Raw genomic sequence first — 25,375 nt, 5'->3', positions numbered from 1 at the left:
ACCTTTTGTTATAGGGAGACGCCGGGCGTCAGTGTCGCAGGCAGGGTCAGGCTGGCGGTCTCCAGCGAGGCTACCGGGTAAGCGCAATAATCAGCCGCGTAATAGGCACTGGCGCGGTGGTTGCCGCTGGCGCCCACGCCACCGAATGGCGCGCTGCTGGCGGCGCCGGTCAGTTGCTTGTTCCAGTTGACGATGCCGGCGCGGCTTTGCAGCCAGAAGTACTGATAGCGCGCGTGGGAATCGGACAACAGGCCGGCGGCCAGGCCGTACTGGGTGTTGTTGGCCTCGGCGATGGCCGCATCGAAATCACTGTAGCGAATCACCTGCAGCAGCGGGCCGAAGAACTCTTCGTCCAGGCGCTCGGCGACTGCGCTGACATCGATGATGCCCGGGGTCAGCAGGGCAGCGGTGGCTTGCGGCTGGGTCATTGGCAGCAGCGACACGCCGCCGTTGCCGAGCAGGTGCGCCTGAGCATCGAGCAGTGCCTTGGCCGCGCCCAGGGAAATCACCGAGCCCATGAACGGCGCCGGCTGCTGGTCGAAGGCACCGACCGTAATGTTCTTGCTCACTTCGACCAGGCGTTTGAGCAGCGCATCGCCCCAGGCGCCTTGCGGCACCAGCAGGCGGCGCGCGCAGGTGCAGCGCTGGCCGGCGGAAATGAACGCCGACTGGATGATGGTGTACACCGCAGCGTCAAGGTCCTTGACCTCGTCGACCACCAGCGGGTTGTTGCCGCCCATCTCCAGGGCCAGGATCTTGTCCGGGCGCCCGGCGAACTGCTGGTGCAGCAGGTTGCCAGTGCGGCTGGAGCCGGTGAAGAACAAACCGTCGATGCCCGGGTTGGCAGCCAGGGCCACGCCGGTTTCGCGGGCGCCCTGGACCAGGTTGAGCACGCCTGCCGGCAGGCCGGCGTCGATCCAGCACTTGACCGTCAGCTCGGCGACTTTCGGAGTCAGCTCGCTGGGCTTGAACACCACGGTATTACCGGCCAGCAGCGCCGGGACAATATGCCCGTTGGGCAGGTGGCCGGGGAAGTTGTACGGGCCGAACACTGCAACCACACCGTGAGGCTTATGGCGCAGCACGGCGGTGGCATCGGCCAGCGGGCCGCTCTTTTCACCGGTGCGTTCGCGGTAGCTCTGTACCGAAATCGCTACCTTGTTGACCATGCTGGTCACTTCGGTGGCGGCTTCCCACAGCGGCTTGCCGGTTTCTTCACCGATGCAGCGCGCCAGCTCGTCGGCATTGGCCTTGAGCGCCGCGGCAAAGGCTTCAAGCACGCTGATGCGCGCTTCCAGCGACTGCAGCGCCCAGCCGGCAAAGGCCTGGCGCGCGGCCTTGACCGCACTGTCGACCTGCCCGGCGTTGGCGCCCTGGCCTTGCCAGACAACCTGCTGGCTGACCGGGTTAAGTGATTGCAGCGCTTCGCCCTGCCCTGCCTGCCAACTGCCGGCGATAAAGTGAGTCGTCATTATTTGGCCTCCCGGGCAGCAGACAGTGGTACCGCACGCACCTGGTCACCAGCGCTCAGGCGCAGGCGTTTGGCGGTCTGAGGATCGACCACCAGGGTGCCGGCAGCAAGGCGCGCCGGTGCGGCAGTAATGCGGCAGTCTTCACGCTTGCGGTTGTGGATGATGAATGGGGTGGCATCGTCGCCTGGAGTGCCAACAGCCAGCACCAGTGCCTGGCTGTCGTGCACCGCACGAATCTTGGCGGTCTCGCACTCCACCGCAGGGCCTGCGTCAAAGATATCGACATAGCCCTGGTAGCTGAAACCTTCGCTCTTGAGCATCGCCAGCGCAGGCTCTGTGTCGGTGTGCACCCGGCCAATGACGTTGCGCGCCGCTTCCGAGAGGAAGCAGGTGTACAACGGAAACTTGGGCATCAGCTCGGCAATGAAGGCCTTGTTGCCGACACCGGTCAGGTAGTCGGCCTGGCTGAATTCCATCTTGAAGAAGTGCCGGCCCAGGCTTTCCCAGAACGGCGAACGACCCTGCTCGTCGGACATACCGCGCATTTCGGCAATGATCTTGTTGCCGAACAGCTCCGGGAACTCGGCGATAAACAGCAACCGCGCCTTGGCCAGCAGGCGGCCATTGAGGCCACTGCGGTGATCGGCGCGCAGGAACAGCGAGCACAGTTCGGAGTTGCCGGTCAGGTCGTTGGCCAGGAACAGGGTGGGAATTTCCCGGTAGATGTTCAGCTCCTGGGAAGCGCTGACGGTCAGGCCGACCCGGTAGTTGTACCAGGGCTCACGCAGGCCGACCGCGCCGGCGATGGCAGAGATACCCACCACCACGCCTTCGTCGTTTTCCAGCACGAACAGGTAGTCGGCATCGCCGCGCTCGGCTTCGCCACGGAAGGTTTTCTCGGCCCAGCCGACCCGGTGCGACAGGCGCTGTTCATTGGCCGGCAAGGTGGTCAGGCCGGTGCCGGTGCTGCGCGCCAGCTCGATCAGCGCGGGTAAATCGCTGCTGCGTACGGGACGAACGATCATGCTATCTCCTCGGGCGGCGGCCTTTGGCCTGCCGCAAAACTCGACCTGGGTGTTCGATTATCGAACCGCAGGGATCAAACCGCGACCAGACGCACGCTGGCGCCTTCGCCGACGCCCAGGGCTTCGGCGGCTTCAAGACTGAGGCTGACCGGCTTACCGGGGGCCCAGTCGAGCTCCAGCAGCACTGCGCGGTAGTCCTGCAACTGGCCATTGCTGACCAGGTACGGGCGCCCGCCCTTGCTGGCAGAGTCGTCCAGCTTGACCGGCATCACCCGGCTCTGGGCAATCGAGCGGATCCCGGAAACCCGCGCATGCAGGGTCGGGCCGCCGTCGAAAATGTCGATGTAGTGATCGGTCTCGAAGCCTTCGCGCATCAGGATGTCGAAGGTGATCTGCGCCCGCGGATGCACCTGGCCCATGGCCTCCTGCGCGGCGTCCGGCAGCAGAGGCACGTAGATCGGGTAATGGGGCATCAGCTCGGCCAGGAAGGTCCGGCTCTTGAGGCCGCACAGGCGCTCGGCCTCGGCGTAGTTGAGGTCGAAGAAGTTGCGCCCGATGGCGTCCCAGAACGGCGAATCACCATGCTCGTCGCTGTAGCCGACAATCTCGGTCACCACCGATTCGGCAAAGCGCTCCGGGTGGGCGGCCATGAACAGCAGGCGGCCACGGGAGTTGAGCTCGGCCCAGCCGCTGCCGACCAGTTCCGGCAGTACGTAGAAGCTGGTCAGCAGGCTGTTGCCGGTCAGGTCGTGGCACTGCGAGAGGACGTGGATCTTGTTGTGGATCTTCAGCTCGCGCGACGCATGCACGAAGGTCTCGTTGCGAAAGCTGTAGAACGGCTCGGAATAGCCGGCCGAGGCAACGATGGCCGAGCAGCCGACCAGCTTGCCGCTGCTGCTGTCTTCGAGAACAAAGAAGTAGCTCTCTTCACCGTTGAAGCTGACTTCAGCGGCGAAGGAGGTTTCCGAAGCGGCAATCTTGTCGCTCAGGCGACCGGCATCATCCGGCAAGGACGTGACACCAATGGGGCTGTCTGCGGCAAGACGCTGCACTTCGCCCAGATCAGCCATTTGCGCGGGGCGCATCACCAGCATGGTGTCACTCCTTTCGGGTATACAGGCCGACATCCGCCGGCTCAGATAAAAACAGCAGGCGCCCGCAGGCACCTGCTCTGGAATTCGGTATCACCGGCCCCGCAGGGCCGATGACAGGACTGCAAGCGTGAATCAGGCCTGAGTCAGTTTTGCCGCGGCACGCTCGAAACGATCCAGGCCTTCGTCGATGTCGGCATCTTCGACCACCAGGCTCGGGGCGAAACGCACGACATCCGGGCCGGCTTGCAGGACCATCAGGCCTTCTTTCTCGGCGGCGTTGAAGACGTCCTTGGCCTTGCCCTTCCAGGCTTCAGACAACACGCAACCGATCAGCAGGCCAACGCCACGTACCTGGGTGAACAGGCCGTACTTCTCGCCGATCTGCTCCAGGCGCGCCTTGAACTTCTGGTGCTTGGCCTTGACGCCGGCCAGCACTTCAGGGGTGTTGACCACATCCAGCACGGCGTTGGCCACCGCACAAGCCAGCGGGTTGCCGCCGTAGGTGGTGCCGTGGGTGCCGACGGCCAGGTGCTTGGCCAGGTCTTCGGTGGTCAGCATGGCGCCGATCGGGAAACCGCCGCCCAGGCTCTTGGCGCTGGAGAGGATGTCCGGGGTCACGCCGTAGTGCTGGTAGGCGAACAGCGAGCCAGTACGGCCAACGCCGGTCTGCACTTCGTCGAAGATCAGCAGCGCGTTGTGCTTGTCGCACAGCTCGCGGGCGCCTTGCAGGTAGGCAACGTCAGCCGGGACCACGCCGCTTTCACCCTGGATCGGCTCGATGACCACAGCGCAGGTCTTGTCGGATATCTGTGCCTTGAGCGCTTCCAGGTCGTTGTACGGCACGTGGCTGATGCCGGTGATTTTCGGCCCGAAACCGTCGGAGTACTTCGGCTGGCCGCCGACGCTGACGGTGAACAGGGTACGACCGTGGAAGCTGTTAACGGTGGCGATGATTTCGTGCTTCTCGGGGCCGAAACGGTCGTGGGCGACACGACGGGCCAGCTTGAATGCGGCCTCGTTGGCTTCGGCACCGGAGTTGCAGAAGAACGCACGGTCGGCAAAGGTCGCGTCGACCAGCTTGTGCGCCAGGCGCAGGGCCGGCTCGTTGGTGAACACGTTGGACACGTGCCACAGTTTGTTGGCCTGCTCGGTCAGGGCGCCAACCAGCGCCGGATGCGCATGGCCAAGCACGTTTACGGCGATGCCGCCGGCGAAATCGATCAGCTCGCGGCCCGCCTGATCCCACACGCGGGAGCCCGCTCCACGGACGGGAATGAAAGCCGCCGGTGCATAGTTGGGGACCATCACTTGATCGAAATCGGCGCGTTGCACCGGAGCTTGCGGAGCGGACATCGGAGTCTCCTGAAGAGGAACGCCTGCCTGGAACTGGCGAGCGATGGGGGGATTGTAAGGACAGATCGGCGCCTGACCTTGCCGCCAAGCGACAACTTCTTATAGCGCCAAACCCTGTTTTACCAAGGCTTACGGCAATGCGACAAATAGGGTCGCAAAGGCGCAGTTTAAACGCTGCGGGGAATATGCGGGAGATTCTGTATGGGCGGTTCGATCGCGGCGACCCGACTTGCCCCGCGATCAAAAATCAACCGCGCTCGGCGGGTACCGAAGACAGTTCGAACGGGCTGCTGCTTCGTCGCTGGTTACGATCTTCGCGCGGCGTGGCACCGAAGAAGTTGCGATAGGCGCTGGAGAAATGCGGCCCGGAAGAAAACCCGCAAGAGAGGCCGATCTGGATGATCGACTTGCTGGTCTGCATCAGCATCTGCCGGGCCTTGTTCAGCCGCAGCTCCAGGTAATACTGGCTCGGCACGCGATTGAGGTACTGCTTGAAGATCCGCTCCAGTTGGCGGCGCGAGACGCATACATGCTGGGCGATCTCGTCGGTGGTCAGCGGCTCTTCGATATTGGCTTCCATCAGCAGCACGGCCTGGGTCAGCTTCGGGTGGCTGGAGCCCAGGCGGTTCTGCAGCGGAATGCGCTGGCGCTCGCCGCCCTCGCGAATCCGCTCGACCACCAGTTCTTCCGACACCGCACCGGCAAGCTCGGCACCGTGATCGCGGGCCAGCACCGCCAGCAACAGGTCGATCACCGACATGCCGCCGCACGCTGTCAGGCGGTCGCGGTCCCAGTCGAACAGGTGGCTGGTGGCGATGACCTTGGGGAAACGCTCGGCGAAATCATCCTGCCAGCGCCAGTGCACTGCGGCCCGGTAACCATCGAGCAGGCCCAGTTGCGCCAACGGATAGACCCCCGCCGACAAGCCGCCGACCACGCAACCGGCACGCACCAGTTGCTTGAGTGCGCTGGCCAGGCTCGAGGCCACGGCCTGCGGCGGCTCGTCCGCCAGCAGGAACAGCTTCTGACAGCCTTCGAGCTTGCCCGCCCACGGCTCGCCCGGCAGGCGCCAGGCACCCTCGCCAGGCGCTTCGGCCTGCAGGAAGGACAACTCGTAGACCACTTCCGGATGAACCTTCTGTGCTACCCGCAACACCTCCTCGGCCAGCGCCAGGGTCAGGGCTTTGGTGCTGGGCCAGATGAGAAAACCGATTCGCTGGGTGGTCATGGGATGCGGTCCGAAACCTGAGAGAGGTCAAGAAGTTAGAGCCTGGTCAGGCTGCGCTTGATACGCAGCATGACCCATTTTGGTGCAAAGCGGCAATCTTACTTCAAGCTGCCCGAGAGGAACTGCTGCAGACGTTCCGACTGCGGATTGACCAGCACTTCGCGCGGGTTGCCGCTCTCTTCCACCAGGCCCTTGTGCAGGAACACCAGCTGGTTCGACACCTCACGGGCAAAGCCCATTTCGTGGGTGACCACGACCATGGTCCGGCCTTCCTGTGCCAGCGACTGCATGACCTTGAGCACGTCGCCAACCAGCTCCGGGTCGAGCGCCGAGGTCGGCTCGTCGAACAGCATCACTTCCGGCTCCATGGCCAGCGCCCGGGCAATCGCCACGCGCTGCTGCTCACCACCGGACATATGCCCAGGATAGGCGTCCTTGCGGTGGGCGACACCGACTTTGGCCAGGTAGTGCTCGGCTTTTTCCAGGGCGTCTTTCTTCGACATGCCGAGCACGTGCACCGGCGCTTCGATGATGTTTTCCAGCGCGGTCATGTGCGACCACAGGTTGAAGTGCTGGAACACCATCGACAGGCGCGAACGCATGCGCTGCAGCTGCTTGGGATCGGCGGCCTTGAGCGCGCCATCCTTGTTGGCTACCAGCTTCAACTCTTCGTTGTTGAGCAGGATCTTGCCCGCGTGCGGCTGCTCGAGCAGGTTGATGCAGCGCAGGAAGGTACTTTTGCCCGAACCGCTGGAGCCGATGATGCTGATCACGTCGCCTGCCTTGGCCGCCAGGGACACGCCCTTGAGCACTTCGTGACTGCCGTAGCGTTTATGCAGGTCTTGGATTTCGAGTTTGTACATGCTGTCGATTCTCACAAAGCAGTCAGTCTTGAGCTAACGCTCAGGGCGAAAAAGTGGGCGCAGGCCGTCAGTGCTTGCGCGGCGCCAGGTAGCCCAGCCAGCGGCGCTCAGCCAGCTTGAACAGGCGCACCAGAATGAAGGTCAGGCACAGGTAGAACACGCCGGCCGTGATGTAGGCCTCGAACGGCAGGTAGTACTGGGCGTTGACCGTGCGCGCCGCACCGGTGATGTCGATCAGGGTGACGATCGACGCCAGGCTGGTGGTCTGCAGCATCATGATCACTTCGTTGCTGTACTGCGGCAGCGCCCGGCGCAGGGCCGATGGCAGGAGGATGCGGCGGTACATCTTGACCCGCGACATGCCCATGGCCTTGGCCGCCTCGATCTCGCCATGGGGCGTGGCCTTGAGGCTGCCGGCGATGATCTCGGCGGTATAGGCGCTGGTGTTGATGGCAAAGGCCAGGCAGGCACAGAAGGTTGCACTGGACAGCCACGGCCAGAGGAAGCTTTCACGCACCGCTTCGAACTGGGCCAGGCCGTAGTAGATCAGAAACAGCTGCACCAGCATCGGCGTGCCGCGGATCACGTAGGTATAGAGCCAGGCGCTCATGTTCACCAAAGGCTGCTTGGAGACCCGCATCAGGCCCAGTGGGATCGCCGCCAGCAAACCGAACAGCAGCGACAGCGCCAGCAGCTTGAGGGTGGTCAGCAGGCCGCTCAGGTACAGCGGCAGCGCTTCCCAGATGACGTTGTAGTCGAAAATCATAGATCAGCCGCCTTTACGCCAACCGAGTAGCGCTTCTCGAGGTAACGCAGGGCCAGCAGCGAAACACTGGTGATCACCAGGTACAGCGCCGCTACCGCCAGGAAGAAGGTGAAAGGTTCGCGGGTGGCATCGGCCGCCTGCTTGGCCTTGAACATCATGTCCTGCAGGCCCACTACCGAAATCAGTGCGGTTGCCTTGGTCAGGACCAGCCAGTTGTTGGTGAAGCCGGGGATCGCCAGGCGAATCATCTGCGGCACCAGCACCCGGAAGAACACTTGCAGGCTGCTCATGCCATAGGCCATGCCAGCTTCGGCCTGCCCCTTGGGAATGGCCATGAACGCCCCGCGGAAGGTTTCCGACAGATAGGCACCAAAGATGAAGCCCAAGGTGCCGATACCCGCCATCAGCGGATTGAGGTCGATGTAGTCGTCAAAGCCCAGTAGCGGCGCGACGCGATTGAGCAGATCCTGGCCGCCGTAGAAAATCAGCAGGATCAGAACCAGATCGGGAATCCCGCGGATCACGGTGGAATACAGATCGCCGAGCCAGGCCAGCCAGCGCACTGGCGACAAACGCAGCGCCACACCGATCAGACCGAGCACGATGGCCAGGGCCATGGACGACAAGGCGAGCTGTAGCGTCAGCCACGCTCCGTCGAGGATGACTGCCCCGTAGCCTTTCAACATGATGAGGTCCTCGACCTTAGGGATGAAAAAATGGTGCAAACCTCAGAGTCTCTGCTGCTTGCACCATTGAACAGGTGAAACGTCGACGATTTACTTGGCGTCTGGGCCGTAGATGTCGAAGTTGAAGTACTTGTCCTGAATCTGCTTGTACTTGCCGTTGGCACGGATGGCCGCGATGGCAGCGTTGATGCGATCCAGGTTGGCCTTGTCGCCTTTGCGCACGGCAATGCCGATGCCGTCACCGAAGTACTTGGCGTCGGTGAACGATGGGCCAACGAAGGCGAAGCCTTTACCGGCATCAGTCTTCAGGAAACCGTCTTCCAACAGCGTAGCATCGGCGACGGTGCCATCCAGACGGCCAGCGGCGACGTCCAGGTAGATTTCGTTCTGGGTGCCGTAAGGAACGATGGTGGCGCCTTGCGCACCGAACACTTCCTTGGCGAAGCGATCGTGGATCGAGCCGCGCTGCACGCCGATCTTCTTGCCCTTGAGCTCAGTCAGGCCTTCGCTGACCGCAGTACCTTCCTTCATCACCAGGCGTGCCGGGGTCAGGTAGTACTTGCCGGTGAAGTCCACGGACTTCTTGCGATCGTCGGTGATCGACATGGACGACAGGATGGCGTCGATCTTGCGCACTTTCAGTGCCGGGATCAGGCCGTCGAACTCCTGCTCGACCCAGGTGCACTTGGCCTTCATTTCTTCGCACAGGGCATTACCGATGTCGTAGTCGAAGCCGGCGATGCTGCCATCAGGCTGCTTGAAAGCGAACGGTGGGTAGGCGGCCTCGATCCCGATTTTCAACGGTTTCTCATCAGCCAGCGCTGCCAGGGAAAACACGGACAGCGCCAGGGCGCCAAGCAGTGCGAGTTTCTTCATCTGGAACTCCATCGGTAAAGGGCAATACGAGGCAGGGTTGAGAACTGCCCGATATGCGAATGGGTACAACGCGAGCTGCGCAGGGTCGGCATTGAAGCAGACGCGACGAGCGAGTGATCGGCATTTTAACGACAGCTCCGAAGCCGATATTTCTTCAATGCGACAACTAGTTACAGAAGCGCAGGAACGCGGGGGCGCAGATATTGACAGCTTTCGCGGAATATGCAAAAGCAAAAGACAAATAACCAATCAATGAAGCAATAAGCGGGCCTATTATTGGCAAAGCCTTCTAATCCGGCAAGCGCAGCGTTTCAGCAGGCGAAAACGGGTGGCTGAAATGCCCTGAAAACGTACGGTGGCGTTTCGCAATGCCCCGCTTTTGTGCGAAAGCGGTGACAGAAGGGTTACCGATGATTGTCGAAGTAACAGAAAGCACAAAGCCCCGCCGGAGTAACCCGGCAGGGCTTTGCGTGGACCCGATCGCTGTGCAGGAGCGGGCTTGCCCCGCGATACCTTTAGGCCGAAGCCTTGCTCATGTCCTTGTGGGTATCGATCAGGTGCTGCACCACACCCGGATCGGCCAGGGTCGAGATATCACCCAGGCCGTCGTACTCGGCCGTGGCGATCTTGCGCAGGATGCGGCGCATGATCTTGCCCGAGCGGGTTTTCGGCAGGCCGGGCGCCCACTGGATGACATCCGGCGAGGCAATCGGGCCGATTTCCTTGCGCACCCAGTTCTTCAGCTCCAGGCGCAGTTGCTCGGTTGGCTCGACGCCACCATTGAGGGTGACGTAGACATAGATACCCTGCCCCTTGATGTCGTGCGGCACGCCAACCACTGCGGCCTCGGCGACTTTCGGGTGGGCGACCATGGCACTTTCGATCTCGGCGGTACCCATGCGGTGGCCGGAGACGTTGAGCACGTCATCGACGCGGCCAGTGATCCAGTAGTAGCCGTCTTCGTCGCGACGGGCACCGTCACCCGTGAAGTACATGCCGCGGAAAGTCTTGAAGTAGGTGTCGACGAAGCGGTCGTGGTCACCGTACAGCGAGCGCGACTGGCCCGGCCAGGAATCGAGGATCACCAGGTTGCCTTCGGCGGCGCCTTCGATCAGGTTGCCAAGGTTATCCACAAGGGCCGGCACCACACCAAAGAACGGACGGGTCGCCGAACCCGGCTTGAGCGCGGTAGCGCCTGGCAGCGGGCTGATCAGCACGCCCCCGGTTTCGGTCTGCCACCAGGTGTCGACGATCGGGCAACGCTCCTTGCCGACGGTGTGGTAGTACCAGTTCCAGGCTTCCGGGTTGATCGGCTCGCCCACCGAGCCCAGCAGGCGCAGGCTGGAACCATCGGCACCGGCGACGGCAGCCTGACCTTCAGCCATCATCGCGCGGATGGCGGTCGGCGCGGTGTAGAGGATGTTGACCTTGTGCTTGTCGATGATCTTCGACACGCGGGTGATGTCCGGATAGTTCGGCACGCCTTCGAACAGCACGGTGGTCGCGCCGTTGGCCAGCGGGCCGTAGACGATGTAGCTGTGGCCGGTGACCCAGCCGACGTCGGCGGTGCACCAGTAGACTTCGCCCGGACGGTAGTCGAACACCCGTTCATGGGTCAGCGCGGCGTAGACCATGTAGCCGCCGGTGGTGTGCAGCACGCCCTTGGGCTTGCCGGTGGAGCCGGAGGTGTAGAGGATGAACAGCGCTTCTTCGGCGCCCATTTCCTTCGGCGCGCAGTGGCTGGAAGCAACCTTCATCAGGTCTTCGTACCAGATGTCGCGGTGCTGGTGCCAGGCGATGTCGCCACCGGTGCGCTTGCAGACGATGATCTTCTGCACGCTGCTGGTTTCGGGGTTGGTCAGGGCCAGGTCGACGTTGGCTTTGAGTGCGGTGCGACGACCGCCACGCAGACCTTCGTCAGCGGTGATGACGATCTTCGACTTGCAGTCGATGATGCGCCCGGCCAGTGCCTCGGGCGAGAAGCCGCCGAACACCACCGAGTGGATCGCACCGATGCGGGCGCACGCCAGCATGGCGACCACGGCCTCGGGGATCATCGGCATATAGATGGTGACCACGTCACCGCGGTGCACATCCTGGCCACGCAGGGCGTTGGCGAACTTGCACACTTGCTCGTGCAGTTCACGGTAGGTGATGTTGCGGTGTTCGGAAGGGTCGTCGCCTTCCCAGATGATCGCGACTTGATCGCCGCGCTCGGCCAGATGGCGGTCCAGGCAGTTGTAGGAAACGTTCAGAGTGCCGTCAGCAAACCATTTGATATCGACATGGTGGTCGTCGAAGGAGGTCTGCTTGACCTTGGTGAAAGGCTTGATCCAGTCGAGGCGCTGAGCCTGCTCGCGCCAGAAGCCGTCCGGGTTGATCACCGACTGCTGGTACATGGCCTTGTAGGTCGCCTCGTCGGTCAACGTCTTGGCCGCAACCTCGGGACGAACGGGATACAGGGGAGCCGCACTCATCTTTGTTACCTCGGTGTAATAGTTGTTTTTGTATGACCTCGTTGTAACTGTACCAGACTGCGCCGGCCATTCGACGTTGGTAGTAACGCCCTCGTCTTTTCTCCCTGCGACAAACCGCGAAGGCTCAAGGCCGGGTCTGCACGGCGAAAAAATAAAATTACCCGGCAGTCTGCCAGGCGATTGTTACAGTTTCTGCCAACAGTGTTTATCAAAACCGTGGCTGTTTAAGCGCAGGCCGCACTCCTAGAATTCACCTCGCCAGCAACGGCACCACGATTAACTTTCTTGTAGCCCCCCACGAAGGGAAGTTAATCGGCAAATAATCGTGATAGTTGATCCTGCTGTACACGCGGCGCCACAAGCGCTGCGTGCCCCCTTACGACCTCAGACAGGTAAAAATGAAGATGAAAGCTTTACTGGTATTGGCACTGGGTAGTCTTTGCAGCGTGGCGATGGCCGACGAAGTTGCAAATGGCGGCGCCGAGCAGATTCCGGTTGAACAGTACAGTTACTCGCAACATCTGGACATCGCCAAGGTCATTTCCATGAGCGAAGTGCCGAATGTCTGCGAAGTGGTCCCGGCGCGCATGACCTACGAAGATTCCCAGGGCAAGCGCCACATTCTCGAGTACCGGGTGATGGGTAACGGGTGCTCGAACGGTTGATCCAACGGGTTGACCGCCTGCAGCGCCTCGGTTGGCATTCAACGAGGCGCGCTGCACTATTTGGACAGTACACCTGCAACTAATAACCTGCCTGTATTACCCATACTTTATTAACGCCAGATTAATTAATCCGTTTTGCCGACTGCATGTTCACGCAACTTGTTGGCAATAGTGGTGTGGGAAACTCCCAAGCGTTTACCCAGCGCCCGACTGCTGGGAAATTCGCTCATCAAGCGCTCCAGTACTGCCTTCTCGAAACGCCCGACTATTTGCCCCAGGTCGCCCTCAAGGGAAAACTCGCCCAAGGGTTGCCGGCCGCCGTAGTCCGGCAGGCGAATATGTTCAGTCTTGACCACCCCGCCGTCACATAGCGACACGGCCTGAAACAGCACGTTCTCCAGTTGCCGCACGTTGCCCGGCCAGTGGTACTGGCTCAAACGCTCCATGGCCGCTGGCGCAAGCTTGGGCAGCGGGCAACCGATCTGCCGGCTGGCCTGGTCAAGAAAGTGCTCGACCAGCGGCGGCAAGCCATCCAGGCATTCGCGCAGCGGCGGAATATGCAGCGACAGCACGTTGAGGCGATGGTAAAGGTCCTGGCGGAATTCGCCACGGGCGCACAACTCGGACAGATCGACCTGGGTGGCACAGATGACCCGCACATCCAGGTACACCTCTTCATCACTGCCTACCCGACGAAAGCAGCCGTCCTGCAGAAAACGCAGCAGTTTTACCTGCAGGCGAGGACTCATCTCACCGACGCCATCGAGGAACAGCGTGCCGCCTGCCGTCAGTTCCAGCAGCCCCAGCTTGCCCTCGGCCCGCGCGCCTTCAAACGCCCCCGGGCCGTAACCGAACAGTTCGGTCTCGGCCATGGACTCGGGCAAGCCGGCGCAGTTGAGCGCCATCAACGGCGCCTGGCCACGGGGGCTGGCCAAGTGACAGGCACGGGCCAGCAACTCCTTGCCGGTGCCGGTCTCGCCTTCGATCAGCAGTGGAGCATCCAGCGGCGCCATGCGCCGCGCTTCGCGCACCACCGCAGCCATCACCCGCGAACTCTGGAAGATGCTGTCGAAGCCACGCAGCTCCTGCTTGCGCACGTTATAGATGCGCTCGCCTATGCGGTCGGCGCGGTGCAGGGTCAATACCGCACCGGCCAGGGCTTCGCTGTCGTCGTGCTCGGACTGTAGCGGCGCAATATCGGCGAGGAACACATCGCCCTTGACCTTGACCCGCAGGCCGTTGATACGCGACTTGTTCGCCCGCACCAGCTCCGGCAGGTCGAAATCCTCGGCATAACGCGACAGCGGAATGCCCGGCACCTCGTCGACACGCACCCCGAGCAGCTGCGCCGCAGCGCGGTTGGCAGCCACAATGGAGCCGCCCATGTCGATCGACAGCACCGGGAAATCCAGTGCGCCGAGCAAGGCATTGAGCTCCATGTGCCGACGCTCGCTGGGCATCAGGCCGACGCGCTTGACCCCGAACACCCCGGCGATCGATTCGAATTTCGGCCGCAGGGCCTGGAACTGCAGGTTGATCAGGTTCGGGCAGTGCAGATAGATGGCATTGCCATGCTCGCCACCGACCTCACCGCGGGCGACGTTGATGCCGTACTCCACCAGCAGGTTGAGAATGTCGCGCAGGATGCCGATGCGGTTCTGGCAATGCACTTTAATACGCATGAAATGTCCTACAAGAAGGTCTGGTAAGCGCCACGGCAAGCAAGTTTTTGCAGCGACCGAAGAATAGTCGTAAAGATTATGTGACAGATAGCCGCAGTTTCAAGGATTAAAGCACCCGTTTTTTCGGGATGCCGGGTATTTCGTAAAGTTATCGTTACAAAATCCGGAGCAGTTCGAGCGCGAAGCTGCCGTCAGGACGCTGCAAACCGGACCAATGCGGGTTATCACTAGGGCAATGGCTTGAACACATAACAAGAATGGCCCTCAGCAGGAGAGCAGCATGAAACAGACGCAATACGTGGCTCGCGAGCCCGATGCGCAGGGTTTTATCGACTACCCGCAGCAGGAACACGCGGTGTGGAACACCCTGATTACCCGTCAATTGAAGGTGATCGAAGGCCGCGCGTGCCAGGAATACCTGGACGGCATCGAACAGCTGGGCCTGCCTCACGACCGTATCCCGCAGTTGGGTGAGATCAACAAGGTGCTGGGCGCCACCACCGGCTGGCAAGTTGCCCGGGTACCTGCCCTGATCCCCTTCCAGACTTTTTTCGAACTGCTGGCCAGCAAGCGCTTTCCGGTAGCCACCTTCATTCGTACCGAAGAAGAACTCGACTACCTGCAAGAGCCGGACATTTTCCACGAGATCTTCGGCCACTGCCCGCTGCTGACCAACCCCTGGTTCGCCGAATTCACCCACACCTATGGCAAGCTCGGCCTGCAGGCCACCAAGGAAGAGCGCGTGTACCTCGCCCGCCTCTACTGGATGACCATCGAGTTTGGCCTGGTCGACACCCCGCAAGGTCGCAAGATCTACGGCGGCGGCATTCTTTCTTCACCGAAAGAGACCGTCTACAGCCTGTCCGGCGAGCCCGAGCACCAGGCCTTCGACCCGCTGGAAGCCATGCGCACGCCGTACCGCATTGATATCCTGCAGCCGCTGTACTTTGCCCTGCCCAACCTCAAGCGCCTGTTCGACCTGGCCCACGAAGACATCATGGGCATGGTCCACACGGCAATGAAGATGGGCCTGCACGCACCGAAATTTCCACCCAAGGTCGCCGCCTGAGCGACCTTGCAAACCAATAACAAACCACTTGCGGAAAACCTTATGAACGCCTTGAACCAAGCCCACTGCGAAGCCTGCCGTGCCGATGCTCCACAGGTCAGCGACGAAGAACTGCCGGTACTGATCAAGCAGATCCCGGATTGGAACATCGAAGTCCGTGACGGCATCATGCAGCTGGAAAAAGTTTTCCTGTTCAAGAATTTCAAGCACGCCCTGGCCTTCACCAACGCCGTTGGCGAAATCTCCGAAGCCGAAGGCCATCACCCAGGCCTGCTGACCGAATGGGGCAAAGTCACCGTGACCTGGTGGAGCCACTCGATCAAGGGCCTGCACCGTAACGACTTCATCATGGCCGCGCGCACCGACGAGGTCGCCAGCACCGCCGAAGGCCGCAAGTAATGCACTTCGGCGCCATCGGGCGCGTACCCGGCGATCCGATCCTCGGACTGATGGAGGCGTATGCCAAGGACAGCAACCCGAACAAGTTCGACCTCGGTGTCGGCGTGTTCAAGGATGCCCAGGGCCTGACGCCGATTCCGGCCGCGGTCAAACAGGCTGAACAGCGCCTGCTTGAGCAACAGGCCAGCAAGAGCTACGTCGGCGGTCATGGCGATGCGGCCTTTGGCCGACTGATCAGCGAACTGGTACTGGGCAGTGACTCGTCGCTGCTCAGCCAGCAGCGTGCCGGCGCCACCCAGACCCCGGGCGGCACCGGTGCCCTGCGCCTGGCGGCGGAGTTCATCGAACACTGTCTGCCGGGCCGCGGCATCTGGCTGAGCGATCCGACCTGGCCCATCCACGAAACCATCTTCGCCGGCGCCGGCCTCAAGGTCAGCCACTATCCCTATGTCGGCACCGACAACCGTCTGAACGTCGCCGGGATGCTGGCCGCCCTGGAAGTTGCGCCCAAGGGCGACGTAGTGTTGCTGCACGCCTGCTGCCACAACCCGACCGGATTCGACCTGAGCCAGGACGACTGGCGCGCCGTGCTCGAGGTGGTGCGCCGCCGTGAGTTGCTGCCGTTGATCGACTTCGCCTACCAGGGCTTTGGCGATGGTCTGGAAGAAGACGCCTGGGCGGTACGGCTGTTCGCCGCCGAACTGCCTGAGCTGCTGATTACCAGTTCCTGCTCGAAGAACTTCGGCCTCTATCGCGACCGCACCGGCGCTCTGCTGGTGTGCAGCCACGATGCCGACAAGCTGCTGGATGTGCGTAGTCAACTGGCATTGCTGGCGCGCAACCTGTGGTCGACACCACCGGATCATGGCGCGGCGGTAGTGGCGCAGATTCTTGGCGACACCGACCTCAAGCGCCTGTGGGTCGAAGAAGTCGAGGCCATGCGCCAGCGCATTGCCGAGCTGCGGGTCGGTCTGGTCGAGGCCCTGGCGCCCCACGGCCTGAGCGAACGTTTCGCGCACATCGCCGAGCAACGCGGGATGTTCTCCTACACCGGCTTGTCACCGGAGCAGGTCAAGCAACTGCGTGAGCGCCACAGCGTGTACATGGTTGGCACTGGCCGGGCGAACATCGCCGGCGCCGATGCGGCACGCCTTGAAGCACTGGCTGCGGCCATCGCCGACGTCTGTCGTTAAAAGCATCGCGGGGCAAGTCGGATCGCCGCACCGCCGCTCCCACAGACAGTTGTGGGAGCGGCGGTGCGGCGATCCGACTTGCCCCGCGATGGCCATTAAGCAGGAAAATTCATACTGTCATTCAGACTCCTGTATCCTGCACAGGCTTTCACAAGCCCATGCGCGCCTTGCGCAGCCTTTCCACACACTTGCGAGGAACGACGAGATGCATGAAATCCCGAATCTTCCCTTCCCAAGCCTGAACCCAGAAGAGCAGACTCCTGCCACTCACAGCGCCGAACCAGCCCAGGCTGAATACGACGGCGACGAAACTTCCAGCGCCGACCAGGAATAACTCGCGCAACGATCAGACTGTGTGAAAACGGCTGATGCAGGGACCACCCCGTCAACACGTTTTCACACCGTCAAGAATTCCCCTCTACGAAAGCCCGCACATGCCCGACTCACCGCGCCCCCTTGCGGTCACCCTGCAAGTCGTCTCCATCGTCCTGTTTACCTTTATCGGCTACCTGAACATCGGCATTCCCCTGGCCGTCTTGCCTGGCTATGTGCACAACGACCTGGGCTTCGGTGCCGTGGTCGCGGGCCTGGTGATCAGCGTGCAGTACCTGGCCACCCTGCTCAGTCGCCCCTACGCCAGCCGCCTCATCGATAACCTGGGCAGCAAGCGCGCGGTGCTCTATGGCCTGGCCGGTTGCGGCTTGAGCGGCGTGTTCATGCTGCTTTCGGCGTGGCTGCAACATGCGCCCTGGCTGAGCCTGGCCAGCCTGCTGGTCGGGCGCCTGGTGCTGGGTAGTGCCGAAAGCCTGGTGGGTTCGGGCTCCATTGGCTGGGGCATTGGCCGGGTCGGTGCGCAACACACCGCCAAGGTAATCTCCTGGAACGGCATCGCCAGTTACGGCGCGCTGGCCATCGGCGCGCCGCTGGGCGTGGAACTGGTGCAACGCTTCGGCCTGTGGAGCATGGGCGCCAGCATTTTACTGCTGTGCGTACTGGGTTTGGCGCTGGCCTGGCCGAAAACCGCCGCCCCGATAGTGGCGGGTGAACGCCTGCCGTTCCTGCACGTGCTCGGGCGGATATTCGGCCATGGTTCAGGGCTGGCCCTGGGCTCGATCGGCTTTGGCACCATCGCCACCTTCGTCACCCTGTACTATGCCAGCCACAACTGGGACAACGCGGCCCTGTGCCTGAGCCTGTTCGGCGCCTGCTTCATTGGCGCGCGACTGCTGTTTGGCAATTTGATCAATCGCATGGGCGGGTACCGGGTGGCGATCGCCTGCCTGTCGGTAGAAACCCTCGGCCTGCTGTTGCTCTGGCAGGCACCGAGCGCCGAGCTGGCCCTGGCCGGTGCGGCGTTGAGCGGCTTTGGTTTCTCGCTGGTGTTTCCGGCCCTCGGCGTCGAAGCGGTGAACCTGGTGTCCGCCTCCAATCGCGGCGCGGCCGTGGGCGCCTATTCGCTGTTCATCGACCTGTCGCTGGGCATCACCGGCCCGTTGGCCGGGGCAATTGCCGCCGGGTTCGGCTTCGCTTCGATCTTTGTCTTTGCCGCCGGCGCGTCGTTCTGCGGCCTGCTATTGAGCCTGTACCTGTACCGCCAGGCCCGCCTGCAACCGCCGCGGCATTAGCCTCAGTAATCGATCTTGCCGCGCCCGGCCTTGATGGCGCCGCGCTTGCTCTTGGTGTCCAGGCGCCGGGTTTTCGAGCCCAGGGTCGGCCGGGTCGGGCGCCGCGCCTTTTCCACCTTGGTCGCCGAAAGAATCAGTTCGCGCAGGCGCTCCAGGGCATCGGCGCGGTTCTGCTCCTGGGTTCGATACTGCTGGGCCTTGATGATGATCACCCCGTCACGGGTAATGCGGCTGTCGCTCAGCGCCAGCAGACGCTCCTTGTAAAACGCTGGCAATGACGAAGCCTGGGTGTCGAAACGCAGGTGCACGGCGCTGGAGACCTTGTTGACGTTCTGCCCGCCGGCGCCCTGGGCGCGGATGGCAGTCAACTCGATCTCGTCGTCCGGGATCTGCACCGCGTTGGATAACTGCAACATCACACATCCTTTGATCAAACATTCAGGCTGACTCAGGTATTCGGCAGCGTCCCCGCTCGGCCTCTTGCGCCCCCAGGCACAGCACCTGGGCTACACGCTGTACGCAGCCCTGGTCCACCGGGGACAACTGGCGAAACAAAATCAGCAGCTCGTTTTCGACTTCACTCAAGCGTTGCACAGGCGAAGCGTTACTTTCCGTGTTGAATGCGCAGGTTTTATGCTCCGACATGATCACCCTTCCCTAGCGAGACTGAATGCATCGACGTTACGAGCAATTCCCTGCGGACCCACCAGGACCGTTCCGAGCGTTTCGTAGGAAAATTGAGATAATAGCTATGCGCCACTACCCTTCGCGTCGTGCATGGCCCCGACAATTCTATGCACAACTTCTTGGTCAGCGATAGCCAATGATCGATACTGAGCCAGCAATCGCTGTTCCGGTTCATTCAACGAAGCGCCATCATCGATCGTGCGCACGCCAGTGATCACGTAGCGCACATCGACACCAACCCCGGCGACCGCCGCAAGATACGCCGCGTCCGGGTTGCGCTCGCCTTTTTCATAGCTGCCCTGAGTATTGCGGTTGACCCCGCCAAGCTGGGCGAAATCATCCTGGCGAAGGCCCAGGCGGGTACGCTCCTGACGCAATCGTTCACCGCTTTCTGCCGATTTCGGTGCAGTTGTTGCACAATTTTTCAATCAAAACCCCTTTACAAGAACATTTTTTTGGGCATAATCGGCATCCGAACAACACAGACAGCCTTGCCGAGCACTATGCCCCCGCTGTTTACTCCTGGGCAAGGCCAAGCAAAGCACATAAAACCAAACATTCGCACGTTCTATCGTCTAGCCAAAACGTGTGAAAAATCGTCACGGATGACACAGGATCAGGGTTCGCCCTGGTAACTGGTACAGCAGGCATGCCTAGCGCGCCTGACGAGCCATCCGCTGCCGGCCCCACCATAAGACCAATCACGGCGCGGAGGTTCATTCATTTTCAAAGGACCGAATAATGAACACCAAGCCTTTGTGCACCCTGACCGCACTGCTGACCTTTGTCAGTGCTGGCGCTCATGCCAGCAGTACCGACGTCAATATCAGCGGCACCATCACTCCTGCAGCTTGTACGCCGTCGCTCTCCAGCAATGGCCAGGTCGATTTCGGCAACATCAGCATGCCCGATCTCACTCCGCAGCCCGGCATCCCCGACCACTCGGTCCTGGCGCCGCGCAGCCTGACCTTCAGCGTCACCTGTGACCGTGCCACCCGCTTTGCCCTGGTAGCCACCGGCAACCGTCGCGACAGCAGCTCGATCCCCCTGCCCAAAGCCTTCGGCCTGGGTTCCACCACCAGCGGCCAGGCCATCGGTTTCTACAGCGCAACCTGGCCCGACAACGGCGCGACCCTCGACAACCTGCCGGCCGACACCCTGTACTCCGAAGACAGTGGCAGCACCTGGGTGAAAGTCCCGGGCAGCGGTTTCGAGCACCTGGGCGACAAGCCCGAGTCGCGCCTGGGCTTTGCCCTGCGCGGGCAGACCAGCCCTAGCGCAGCCGAAGTCCTCAACCTGCGCCTGGACGTGGCCGGCTGGCTGCGCAATGACATGACCCATGTCGATGAGGCGCTACTCGATGGGCACATGACCATCGAGTTGCAGTACCTCTAGCGGGTAACAGAACGCCCACGCGTAACGGTCCTTCACCGACCGCCAAAAAGAACCCGGCGAATGCCCAGGTCTTTCCCTGCCACCAGCGACAGGGAACGGACTGCTGCGCTCGAAAAACGGGTCATTCGCAACACCCACCACCAACACTTAAAAGGAAAACCGCTGTGAAAAAGTCCGTACTGTCCCTTGCTGTGCTGATGACCCTGGCCACCGCCAATGCCATGGCCGCCACGACCGACCTGACCGTAACCGGCACCATTACCCCTGCCGCCTGCACGCCAACCTTGAGCAATGGCGGCCTGGTCGAATATGGCTCGCTGTCCTTGACCGAGCTTGAAGAAACCTCAATCGGTTACAAACTGCCGGCCAAATCCCTGAATCTTTCGATCGAATGCAGCGCCCCGGCCACCTTTGCGCTCATTACCAACGACAACCGCCGCGACAGCAGTCCTGCCAATGCCTGGTTGTTCGGGCTCGGCAATCACCTGGACCAGGCTATCGGTTATTTCGGCATGACCATGGACCATGAAAACACCATTGTCGACGGCGCACCGGGTACCCACCTGGCCTCCGAGGATGCCGGCAACACCTGGACCAACATCATGGACGGCATACTTCAAGACGCCGGAAGAGCTCCTGACTATCGCGCAGCCTTTAGCTCTACCGGTAGCAGCGTGGGCCCAGCTCCGGCGAGCAGCGTCAATGTCATCATGGACATCCGCGGCAGCATCAACAAAGGTCTGACCCTGAACGGTGCCATGGAGCTCGACGGCAGCGCGACTATCGAAGTCGTCTACCTCTGACAAGCGGGCCGCTAGCCTGCGCCAACATCCAACAGGAATTTGCCGTGAAAACTTCCGTACTGACCCTTGCTGTATTCATAGGCGTGGTGAGCGCCAACACCTTCGCCGCCACCACCGACTTGACTGTCACCGGCACCATCACTCCAGCCGCCTGTTCGCCAACCCTGGGCAATGGCGGCGTGATCGACTACGGCGCGGTGTCCCTGACCGATCTGGAAGGCGATTCGACCAATTACAGGCTGCCTGTCAAGACCCTGAGCCTTGCAATCGACTGCGACGCCGCAACCACTTTTGCCCTGATGACCCGCGACAATCGCCTCGACACCCTAGACCCACGGGACTACACCTTCGGACTGGGCATGCACCAGGACCAAAGCATCGGCTCATACATGATGACCTGGGAGTTTGAAAACACCCTGGTCGATGGTGAACAAGGGTTCAATTTCTATTCGAACGATGGCGGCCAGTCCTGGGACGGCATGGGAGACGACCGTGGAAACCTGCTCAATGCCAGTAGAGTGCCGTTGAGTCGAACCGGATTCAACTCAAGAATAAGTCATCGCCTTGAACCTATCAGGAACGTCAACGTGATGATGGACGTCCGAGGTTTCATCAAGAAGAGCCTGGTAGTAAACGGCAGCATCCCCATCGACGGCAGCGCGACCATCGAAGTCGTCTACCTCTGACCGCTGCCCCCAAGGGGCGCGAACAGGGACCCCTCGCACCCCGGCCATGACCCACGGCCAGCGCACTCCCCCACCATGAGCCTGCCGGATGCAGCTTGAGGGGAGCTGCGCCCGACGCCGCACAAGAACCTTACAACCATGACTATTGCGTGCAAATCCTTTGCTGGCAGCCTGCTGCCTGCGATTTTCATCTGCACCCTACCCCTGATGCAGGCACACGCCGACGGTATGGTGCCCAGAACCTCGGTGGTGATCGTTGAGGAAGCCCGCGCCAATGGCAGCGACTTCGTGGTCACCAATACCGACCCGCATGCCGCCCTGCTGGCGGTGTTCATCGAAAACCCGAGCGAAGACACCGACAACCTGCTGGTGGTCCAGCCCACCGTGGCGCGGGTCGAAGCCGGCAAAGAACAACAGGTGATCTTCCACTATGTAGGCAAGGAACCGCTGCAGACCCAACGCTTGCGCCGGGTGATCTTCGAAGGTATCCGCGAAACCGCACCGGGCGATCCCGGGGCCATGCGGGTCAACTTCGGCGTGCGCCAGAACCTGCCGGTTATCCTTCACCCCAAGGGCCTGGCGCGCAACAGCGAACCGTGGAAAGGCCTGAGCTGGCGTATCGACGGCAAGCAACTGCGGGTGGAGAACAACACCCCCTACGTGGTGCGCCTGGCCCAGGAGCTGAAACTGTTGCCCGGCCAGCACGCCCTGGACCTTGGCCGCACCTACCTGCTGGCCAATCAAACCATCACCCTCGACTTGCCTGATGCCGCCACTGCGGCCAACACCGTGCGCTTTCAGCCGGCCACGGTCTATGGCTTTGCGGTCGATCCATACGAGGCGCGCATCCTGTGAAGGTCATCGTCAATGCCATTGGCAAACCGCGACCACGCGAGCAATTGATACTGGGCCTGTGCCTGACCCTGCTGGGACTTGAGACCTTCAAACCGGCGCGAGCCGCCAATGAAGCCGCAGCGCCCGGGCACAGCGTGTTCGACCAGGAGGTCCTGCGCCAGCGCGGTATCGACCCCAGGCTTGCTGCCCTGTTTGGCCGGCAAACCCGCTTCCCGCCAGGGCGTCAGCAGATAAACCTGAGCGTCAACGGCCGCGACAGGGGCACTACCCAGGCGCGCTTCGGCGAGGATGGCAGCCTGTGCGTCGATAATCCCTTGCTGGCCTTCGCCGGGCTGCGCCAACCCGCCGAGTGGTCTATCACCCTGGATGCCCAAGAGCAGCCTGCCGATCCGGACTGCCTGGCCCTGGCCACGGCCTTCCCCCAGGCTCAGGTCGAACTGCAGCCCGGTCAGCACCAGGTGCGACTGTTCGTACCGGACCAGGCGCTGCTGGACGAGCGGCAATTGTCCGACGACTACAGCCAGGGCGGCATTGCCGGGCTGTTGAACTACGACATTTTCAGCTCGTTCAACCGCTACGATGGCCAGTCCAGCCGTTATGCCGCAGCCAATACCGAGCTGGGCCTGAACCTGGACAACTGGATCCTGCGCAGCCGCCAGGTGCACAGCCGCTTCGATGGCAAGATACGCAGCGAGATGCTCGACACCTATGTGCAACGCAGCTTCGCCCAGCACCGCAGCCTGTTCCAGGCCGGCGAGATCAGCCTGGTCAACCCGGTGCTCAACGGCGCGCAGATCATTGGCGCGCAGCTCACGCCGGAGTATGGCCTGCTCTCGCAGCTGGACAACGCCAGCGTGCAGGGTATCGCCAACAGCCAGGCGCGGGTCGAGGTGCACCAGAACGGCGCCTTGCTGTACAGCACTGTGGTACAGCCCGGGCCCTTCACCCTCACCAACATCCCGCGCATCACCTCGCGTTCGGACCTGGAAGTGACAGTGATCGAAACCAATGGCGAGCAACGGCGCTTTCGCGTACCGGCCAGCCTCGCCGCCAGCGCCCGCCCGCAAAGCGGCTACAGTATCGGCGCCGGCGTGGTGCGCAGCCATGGCCATGGCAGCGACGACCCGGCGGTGGTGAGCCTGGGCCAGAGCGGCGCGCTGGGCAATACCTCGGTCATCAGCAGCGGCCTGATCCTCGCCCAGGGCTATCGCAGCCTTGGCGCCAGCCTCGGCACCGCGCTCACGCCACAGCTCAGCACCGAGGTGTTTGCCATCGGCGCGCAAGCCAGCAGCCTCGACCAGCAGGGCGCGCAACTGGGCGGCCAGCTCAACTGGCAAATGCACGAGCAATGGAGCAGCCTGGTGGCCGCCAACCACCGCAGTCGCGGCTACCGCGAACTGCTCGACAGCACCTACCGCAACAATGATCAGTTCGCCTCCAGCTACCGCGACCAGTTCAGCACCAGCCTGCGCTGGGCCAGTCGCGCCCTGGGCAGCCTCAACCTGGGGTACACGCAAAGCACCTACTACGAGCACGACAGCACGCAACGGCTGTTTTTGTCCTGGGGCAACAGCTACGGCGGCGTCACATTCTCGGCGACGGTGGAAAAAGCCCTGGGCAGCAGCGACGGCTACAACGACGACGCCGTGTATTTCAGTGCCAGCATCCCCCTGGATGGTCGTCGGCGTCTGCGCAGCAGCGTGCGCCACAACGACAGCAGTACCACCAGCACGGTGGCTTACAACGAGCAGGTCAGTGACAGCCTTGGCTATCGCCTGGGTGCCGAACATCGTTCCGGCGATTCCAGCACCCTGGCCAGCGCCGGCCTTTCGGCATTGCCGCGCTACACCCAACTGGACCTGAACTACAGCGGCGACGGCGACAACAGCAACTACAACCTCGGCCTGCGCGGCGGCATAGCCGTGCATGGTGCCGGGATCACCCCCTCGCCCTATCCGATCCGCGATACCTTCGCGATCCTCTCGGTCACCGAGACCCCCGGAGTCAAGGCCAGCACCCCGAGCGGCCCAGTGTGGACCGATCATGCCGGCAACGCGGTGGTGGCCTCGCTCACCGCCTATGGCAAAAGCCCGGTCGAGGTCGACACCCAGAGCCTGCCGACCCACATCAACGTCGACCAGGGCGCCGGCGTGCTGCGCGCCACTCGCGGCGCGGTGCCGCGCCTGAGTTTCCGCGCCTGGAGTGTCCGTCGGCTGCTGCTGACCCTGCTCGACAGCAGCGGCCAGCCATTGCCCAGCGGCGCGTCGGTGTTCGACGACCGTGGGCGCTTCATCAACCTGGTGCAACCGGGCGGGCTGGTGTTCATCGACAACAGCGCCGACATCGGCCACCTGATCATCAGCGACCACCAGGCCCGCGAATGCCGCGTCACCCTCGACCCGGATACCGGCGCCAGCAGCGACAGCTACTACACCCAGGCCCAACGCACCTGCAGTTGACCCCCCTTCGCGACGAC

25 protein-coding genes are annotated in these 25,375 nt (G+C 62.2%); 11 read left to right on the top strand and 14 right to left on the bottom strand.

Going from position 1 to position 25,375, the window contains the following annotated elements:
• Positions 1–8: 8 nt before the first annotated feature.
• From astD to acs, 10 genes are all read right to left on the bottom strand, one after another.
• Positions 9–1,475 carry a succinylglutamate-semialdehyde dehydrogenase gene (astD, locus tag LOY22_RS07415; RefSeq protein ID WP_176794339.1) on the bottom strand — a complete coding sequence of 489 codons (1,467 nt, stop codon included), beginning with the start codon at positions 1,473–1,475 and terminating at the stop codon, positions 9–11.
• Positions 1,472–2,497 carry an arginine N-succinyltransferase gene (gene astA / locus LOY22_RS07410; protein ID WP_093385737.1) on the bottom strand — a complete coding sequence of 342 codons (1,026 nt, stop codon included), beginning with the start codon at positions 2,495–2,497 and terminating at the stop codon, positions 1,472–1,474. Before astA ends, astD begins: the two co-directional genes overlap by 4 nt.
• A 74-nt stretch (positions 2,498–2,571) precedes the next feature.
• Positions 2,572–3,591: an arginine/ornithine succinyltransferase subunit alpha gene (aruF, locus tag LOY22_RS07405; protein WP_045200162.1), complete on the bottom strand. Its 1,020-nt coding sequence runs from the start codon at positions 3,589–3,591 to the stop codon at positions 2,572–2,574.
• A 132-nt stretch (positions 3,592–3,723) separates the two neighbouring features.
• A complete protein-coding gene (locus LOY22_RS07400) occupies positions 3,724–4,944 on the bottom strand; it encodes an aspartate aminotransferase family protein (RefSeq protein WP_045200160.1) in 1,221 nt (406 codons plus the stop codon).
• 247 nt (positions 4,945–5,191) lie between these two features.
• Positions 5,192–6,172, bottom strand: coding sequence for a transcriptional regulator ArgR (argR, locus tag LOY22_RS07395; RefSeq protein WP_010226652.1), 981 nt, complete (start codon positions 6,170–6,172; stop codon positions 5,192–5,194).
• Between the two features lie 98 nt (positions 6,173–6,270).
• Positions 6,271–7,035, bottom strand: a complete 765-nt coding sequence (locus LOY22_RS07390; protein WP_045200156.1) for an ABC transporter ATP-binding protein — start codon at positions 7,033–7,035, stop codon at positions 6,271–6,273.
• Between the two features lie 67 nt (positions 7,036–7,102).
• Positions 7,103–7,801 (bottom strand): ABC transporter permease, encoded by a 699-nt coding sequence (locus tag LOY22_RS07385; protein WP_045200154.1) that lies wholly within the window; start codon positions 7,799–7,801, stop codon positions 7,103–7,105.
• Complete coding sequence (locus LOY22_RS07380; RefSeq protein WP_045200553.1) at positions 7,798–8,487, bottom strand: ABC transporter permease; 690 nt, start codon at positions 8,485–8,487, stop codon at positions 7,798–7,800. The genes LOY22_RS07385 and LOY22_RS07380 overlap by 4 nt, the downstream gene beginning before the upstream one ends.
• Positions 8,488–8,577: 90 nt before the next feature.
• Positions 8,578–9,363, bottom strand: a complete 786-nt coding sequence (locus LOY22_RS07375; protein ID WP_045200152.1) for an ABC transporter substrate-binding protein — start codon at positions 9,361–9,363, stop codon at positions 8,578–8,580.
• Positions 9,364–9,878: 515 nt separating this feature from the next.
• Positions 9,879–11,840, bottom strand: coding sequence for an acetate--CoA ligase (gene acs / locus LOY22_RS07370; protein ID WP_045200150.1), 1,962 nt, complete (start codon positions 11,838–11,840; stop codon positions 9,879–9,881).
• A 404-nt stretch (positions 11,841–12,244) separates the two neighbouring features.
• On the opposite strand from acs, the gene LOY22_RS07365 reads away from it, so the two are divergent.
• Entirely contained in the window at positions 12,245–12,505 is a 261-nt protein-coding gene (locus tag LOY22_RS07365) for a DUF2790 domain-containing protein (protein WP_045200148.1), read from the top strand.
• Positions 12,506–12,630: 125 nt separating this feature from the next.
• Here LOY22_RS07365 and LOY22_RS07360 read toward each other — a convergent pair whose 3' ends face one another.
• Complete coding sequence (locus LOY22_RS07360) at positions 12,631–14,187, bottom strand: sigma-54-dependent transcriptional regulator (RefSeq protein WP_093385747.1); 1,557 nt, start codon at positions 14,185–14,187, stop codon at positions 12,631–12,633.
• A 280-nt stretch (positions 14,188–14,467) separates the two neighbouring features.
• On the opposite strand from LOY22_RS07360, the gene phhA reads away from it, so the two are divergent.
• From phhA to LOY22_RS07335, 5 genes are all read left to right on the top strand, one after another.
• Entirely contained in the window at positions 14,468–15,256 is a 789-nt protein-coding gene (gene phhA, locus LOY22_RS07355) for a phenylalanine 4-monooxygenase (protein WP_045200144.1), read from the top strand.
• Positions 15,257–15,298: 42 nt separating this feature from the next.
• The gene (locus tag LOY22_RS07350; RefSeq protein WP_036994257.1) at positions 15,299–15,655 is read left to right on the top strand and encodes a 4a-hydroxytetrahydrobiopterin dehydratase; all 357 of its coding nucleotides are present in this window, start codon (positions 15,299–15,301) and stop codon (positions 15,653–15,655) included.
• Positions 15,655–16,848, top strand: a complete 1,194-nt coding sequence (locus tag LOY22_RS07345; RefSeq protein WP_093385751.1) for an amino acid aminotransferase — start codon at positions 15,655–15,657, stop codon at positions 16,846–16,848. Before LOY22_RS07350 ends, LOY22_RS07345 begins: the two co-directional genes overlap by 1 nt.
• A gap of 205 nt (positions 16,849–17,053) precedes the next feature.
• Positions 17,054–17,182, top strand: coding sequence for a hypothetical protein (locus tag LOY22_RS07340; RefSeq protein ID WP_256326754.1), 129 nt, complete (start codon positions 17,054–17,056; stop codon positions 17,180–17,182).
• Positions 17,183–17,282: 100 nt separating this feature from the next.
• A complete protein-coding gene (locus LOY22_RS07335) occupies positions 17,283–18,473 on the top strand; it encodes an MFS transporter (protein WP_093385756.1) in 1,191 nt (396 codons plus the stop codon).
• Positions 18,474–18,475: 2 nt separating this feature from the next.
• On the opposite strand, the gene arfB is transcribed toward LOY22_RS07335, so the two are convergent.
• From arfB to LOY22_RS07320, 3 genes are all read right to left on the bottom strand, one after another.
• On the bottom strand, positions 18,476–18,889 hold the full coding sequence (gene arfB, locus LOY22_RS07330) for an alternative ribosome rescue aminoacyl-tRNA hydrolase ArfB (protein WP_093385761.1): 414 nt from the start codon (positions 18,887–18,889) through the stop codon (positions 18,476–18,478).
• Between the two features lie 22 nt (positions 18,890–18,911).
• Positions 18,912–19,118 (bottom strand): hypothetical protein, encoded by a 207-nt coding sequence (locus LOY22_RS07325; RefSeq protein ID WP_093385766.1) that lies wholly within the window; start codon positions 19,116–19,118, stop codon positions 18,912–18,914.
• Between the two features lie 104 nt (positions 19,119–19,222).
• Complete coding sequence (locus LOY22_RS07320) at positions 19,223–19,588, bottom strand: helix-turn-helix domain-containing protein (protein WP_249744369.1); 366 nt, start codon at positions 19,586–19,588, stop codon at positions 19,223–19,225.
• A 313-nt stretch (positions 19,589–19,901) separates the two neighbouring features.
• Between LOY22_RS07320 and LOY22_RS07315 the strand changes: the two genes are divergently transcribed.
• The 5 genes from LOY22_RS07315 (at position 19,902) to LOY22_RS07295 (ending at position 25,358) form a co-directional block, all read left to right on the top strand.
• Complete coding sequence (locus LOY22_RS07315; RefSeq protein ID WP_093385776.1) at positions 19,902–20,555, top strand: DUF1120 domain-containing protein; 654 nt, start codon at positions 19,902–19,904, stop codon at positions 20,553–20,555.
• 164 nt (positions 20,556–20,719) lie between these two features.
• Positions 20,720–21,358: a DUF1120 domain-containing protein gene (locus LOY22_RS07310; RefSeq protein ID WP_258597000.1), complete on the top strand. Its 639-nt coding sequence runs from the start codon at positions 20,720–20,722 to the stop codon at positions 21,356–21,358.
• Positions 21,359–21,402: 44 nt separating this feature from the next.
• On the top strand, positions 21,403–22,044 hold the full coding sequence (locus LOY22_RS07305) for a DUF1120 domain-containing protein (protein WP_256326755.1): 642 nt from the start codon (positions 21,403–21,405) through the stop codon (positions 22,042–22,044).
• A gap of 138 nt (positions 22,045–22,182) precedes the next feature.
• Positions 22,183–22,899 carry a fimbria/pilus chaperone family protein gene (locus tag LOY22_RS07300; protein ID WP_093385785.1) on the top strand — a complete coding sequence of 239 codons (717 nt, stop codon included), beginning with the start codon at positions 22,183–22,185 and terminating at the stop codon, positions 22,897–22,899.
• The gene (locus tag LOY22_RS07295) at positions 22,896–25,358 is read left to right on the top strand and encodes a fimbria/pilus outer membrane usher protein (RefSeq protein WP_258596997.1); all 2,463 of its coding nucleotides are present in this window, start codon (positions 22,896–22,898) and stop codon (positions 25,356–25,358) included. Before LOY22_RS07300 ends, LOY22_RS07295 begins: the two co-directional genes overlap by 4 nt.
• The last annotated feature ends 17 nt before the right edge of the window (positions 25,359–25,375 follow it).

Source organism: Pseudomonas sp. B21-035 (assembly GCF_024748945.1).
In the GTDB taxonomy this organism is placed as follows: domain Bacteria; phylum Pseudomonadota; class Gammaproteobacteria; order Pseudomonadales; family Pseudomonadaceae; genus Aquipseudomonas.
The sequence above is the reverse complement of the archived record's forward strand: the minus strand, read 5'-3'. Positions and strand labels throughout refer to the sequence as shown.

What these genes read in the sequence shown, in the direction of transcription:
- astA (WP_093385737.1), bottom strand. Translation starts at nt 2,497, where the DNA reads ATGATCGTTCGTCCCGTACGCAGCAGCGATTTACCCGCGCTGATCGAG.
- aruF (WP_045200162.1), bottom strand. Translation starts at nt 3,591, where the DNA reads ATGCTGGTGATGCGCCCCGCGCAAATGGCTGATCTGGGCGAAGTGCAG.
- LOY22_RS07400 (WP_045200160.1), bottom strand. Translation starts at nt 4,944, where the DNA reads ATGTCCGCTCCGCAAGCTCCGGTGCAACGCGCCGATTTCGATCAAGTG.
- argR (WP_010226652.1), bottom strand. Translation starts at nt 6,172, where the DNA reads ATGACCACCCAGCGAATCGGTTTTCTCATCTGGCCCAGCACCAAAGCC.
- LOY22_RS07390 (WP_045200156.1), bottom strand. Translation starts at nt 7,035, where the DNA reads ATGTACAAACTCGAAATCCAAGACCTGCATAAACGCTACGGCAGTCAC.
- LOY22_RS07385 (WP_045200154.1), bottom strand. Translation starts at nt 7,801, where the DNA reads ATGATTTTCGACTACAACGTCATCTGGGAAGCGCTGCCGCTGTACCTG.
- LOY22_RS07380 (WP_045200553.1), bottom strand. Translation starts at nt 8,487, where the DNA reads ATGTTGAAAGGCTACGGGGCAGTCATCCTCGACGGAGCGTGGCTGACG.
- LOY22_RS07375 (WP_045200152.1), bottom strand. Translation starts at nt 9,363, where the DNA reads ATGAAGAAACTCGCACTGCTTGGCGCCCTGGCGCTGTCCGTGTTTTCC.
- acs (WP_045200150.1), bottom strand. Translation starts at nt 11,840, where the DNA reads ATGAGTGCGGCTCCCCTGTATCCCGTTCGTCCCGAGGTTGCGGCCAAG.
- LOY22_RS07365 (WP_045200148.1), top strand. Translation starts at nt 12,245, where the DNA reads ATGAAAGCTTTACTGGTATTGGCACTGGGTAGTCTTTGCAGCGTGGCG.
- LOY22_RS07360 (WP_093385747.1), bottom strand. Translation starts at nt 14,187, where the DNA reads ATGCGTATTAAAGTGCATTGCCAGAACCGCATCGGCATCCTGCGCGAC.
- phhA (WP_045200144.1), top strand. Translation starts at nt 14,468, where the DNA reads ATGAAACAGACGCAATACGTGGCTCGCGAGCCCGATGCGCAGGGTTTT.
- LOY22_RS07350 (WP_036994257.1), top strand. Translation starts at nt 15,299, where the DNA reads ATGAACGCCTTGAACCAAGCCCACTGCGAAGCCTGCCGTGCCGATGCT.
- LOY22_RS07345 (WP_093385751.1), top strand. Translation starts at nt 15,655, where the DNA reads ATGCACTTCGGCGCCATCGGGCGCGTACCCGGCGATCCGATCCTCGGA.
- LOY22_RS07340 (WP_256326754.1), top strand. Translation starts at nt 17,054, where the DNA reads ATGCATGAAATCCCGAATCTTCCCTTCCCAAGCCTGAACCCAGAAGAG.
- LOY22_RS07335 (WP_093385756.1), top strand. Translation starts at nt 17,283, where the DNA reads ATGCCCGACTCACCGCGCCCCCTTGCGGTCACCCTGCAAGTCGTCTCC.
- arfB (WP_093385761.1), bottom strand. Translation starts at nt 18,889, where the DNA reads ATGTTGCAGTTATCCAACGCGGTGCAGATCCCGGACGACGAGATCGAG.
- LOY22_RS07325 (WP_093385766.1), bottom strand. Translation starts at nt 19,118, where the DNA reads ATGTCGGAGCATAAAACCTGCGCATTCAACACGGAAAGTAACGCTTCG.
- LOY22_RS07315 (WP_093385776.1), top strand. Translation starts at nt 19,902, where the DNA reads ATGAACACCAAGCCTTTGTGCACCCTGACCGCACTGCTGACCTTTGTC.
- LOY22_RS07300 (WP_093385785.1), top strand. Translation starts at nt 22,183, where the DNA reads ATGACTATTGCGTGCAAATCCTTTGCTGGCAGCCTGCTGCCTGCGATT.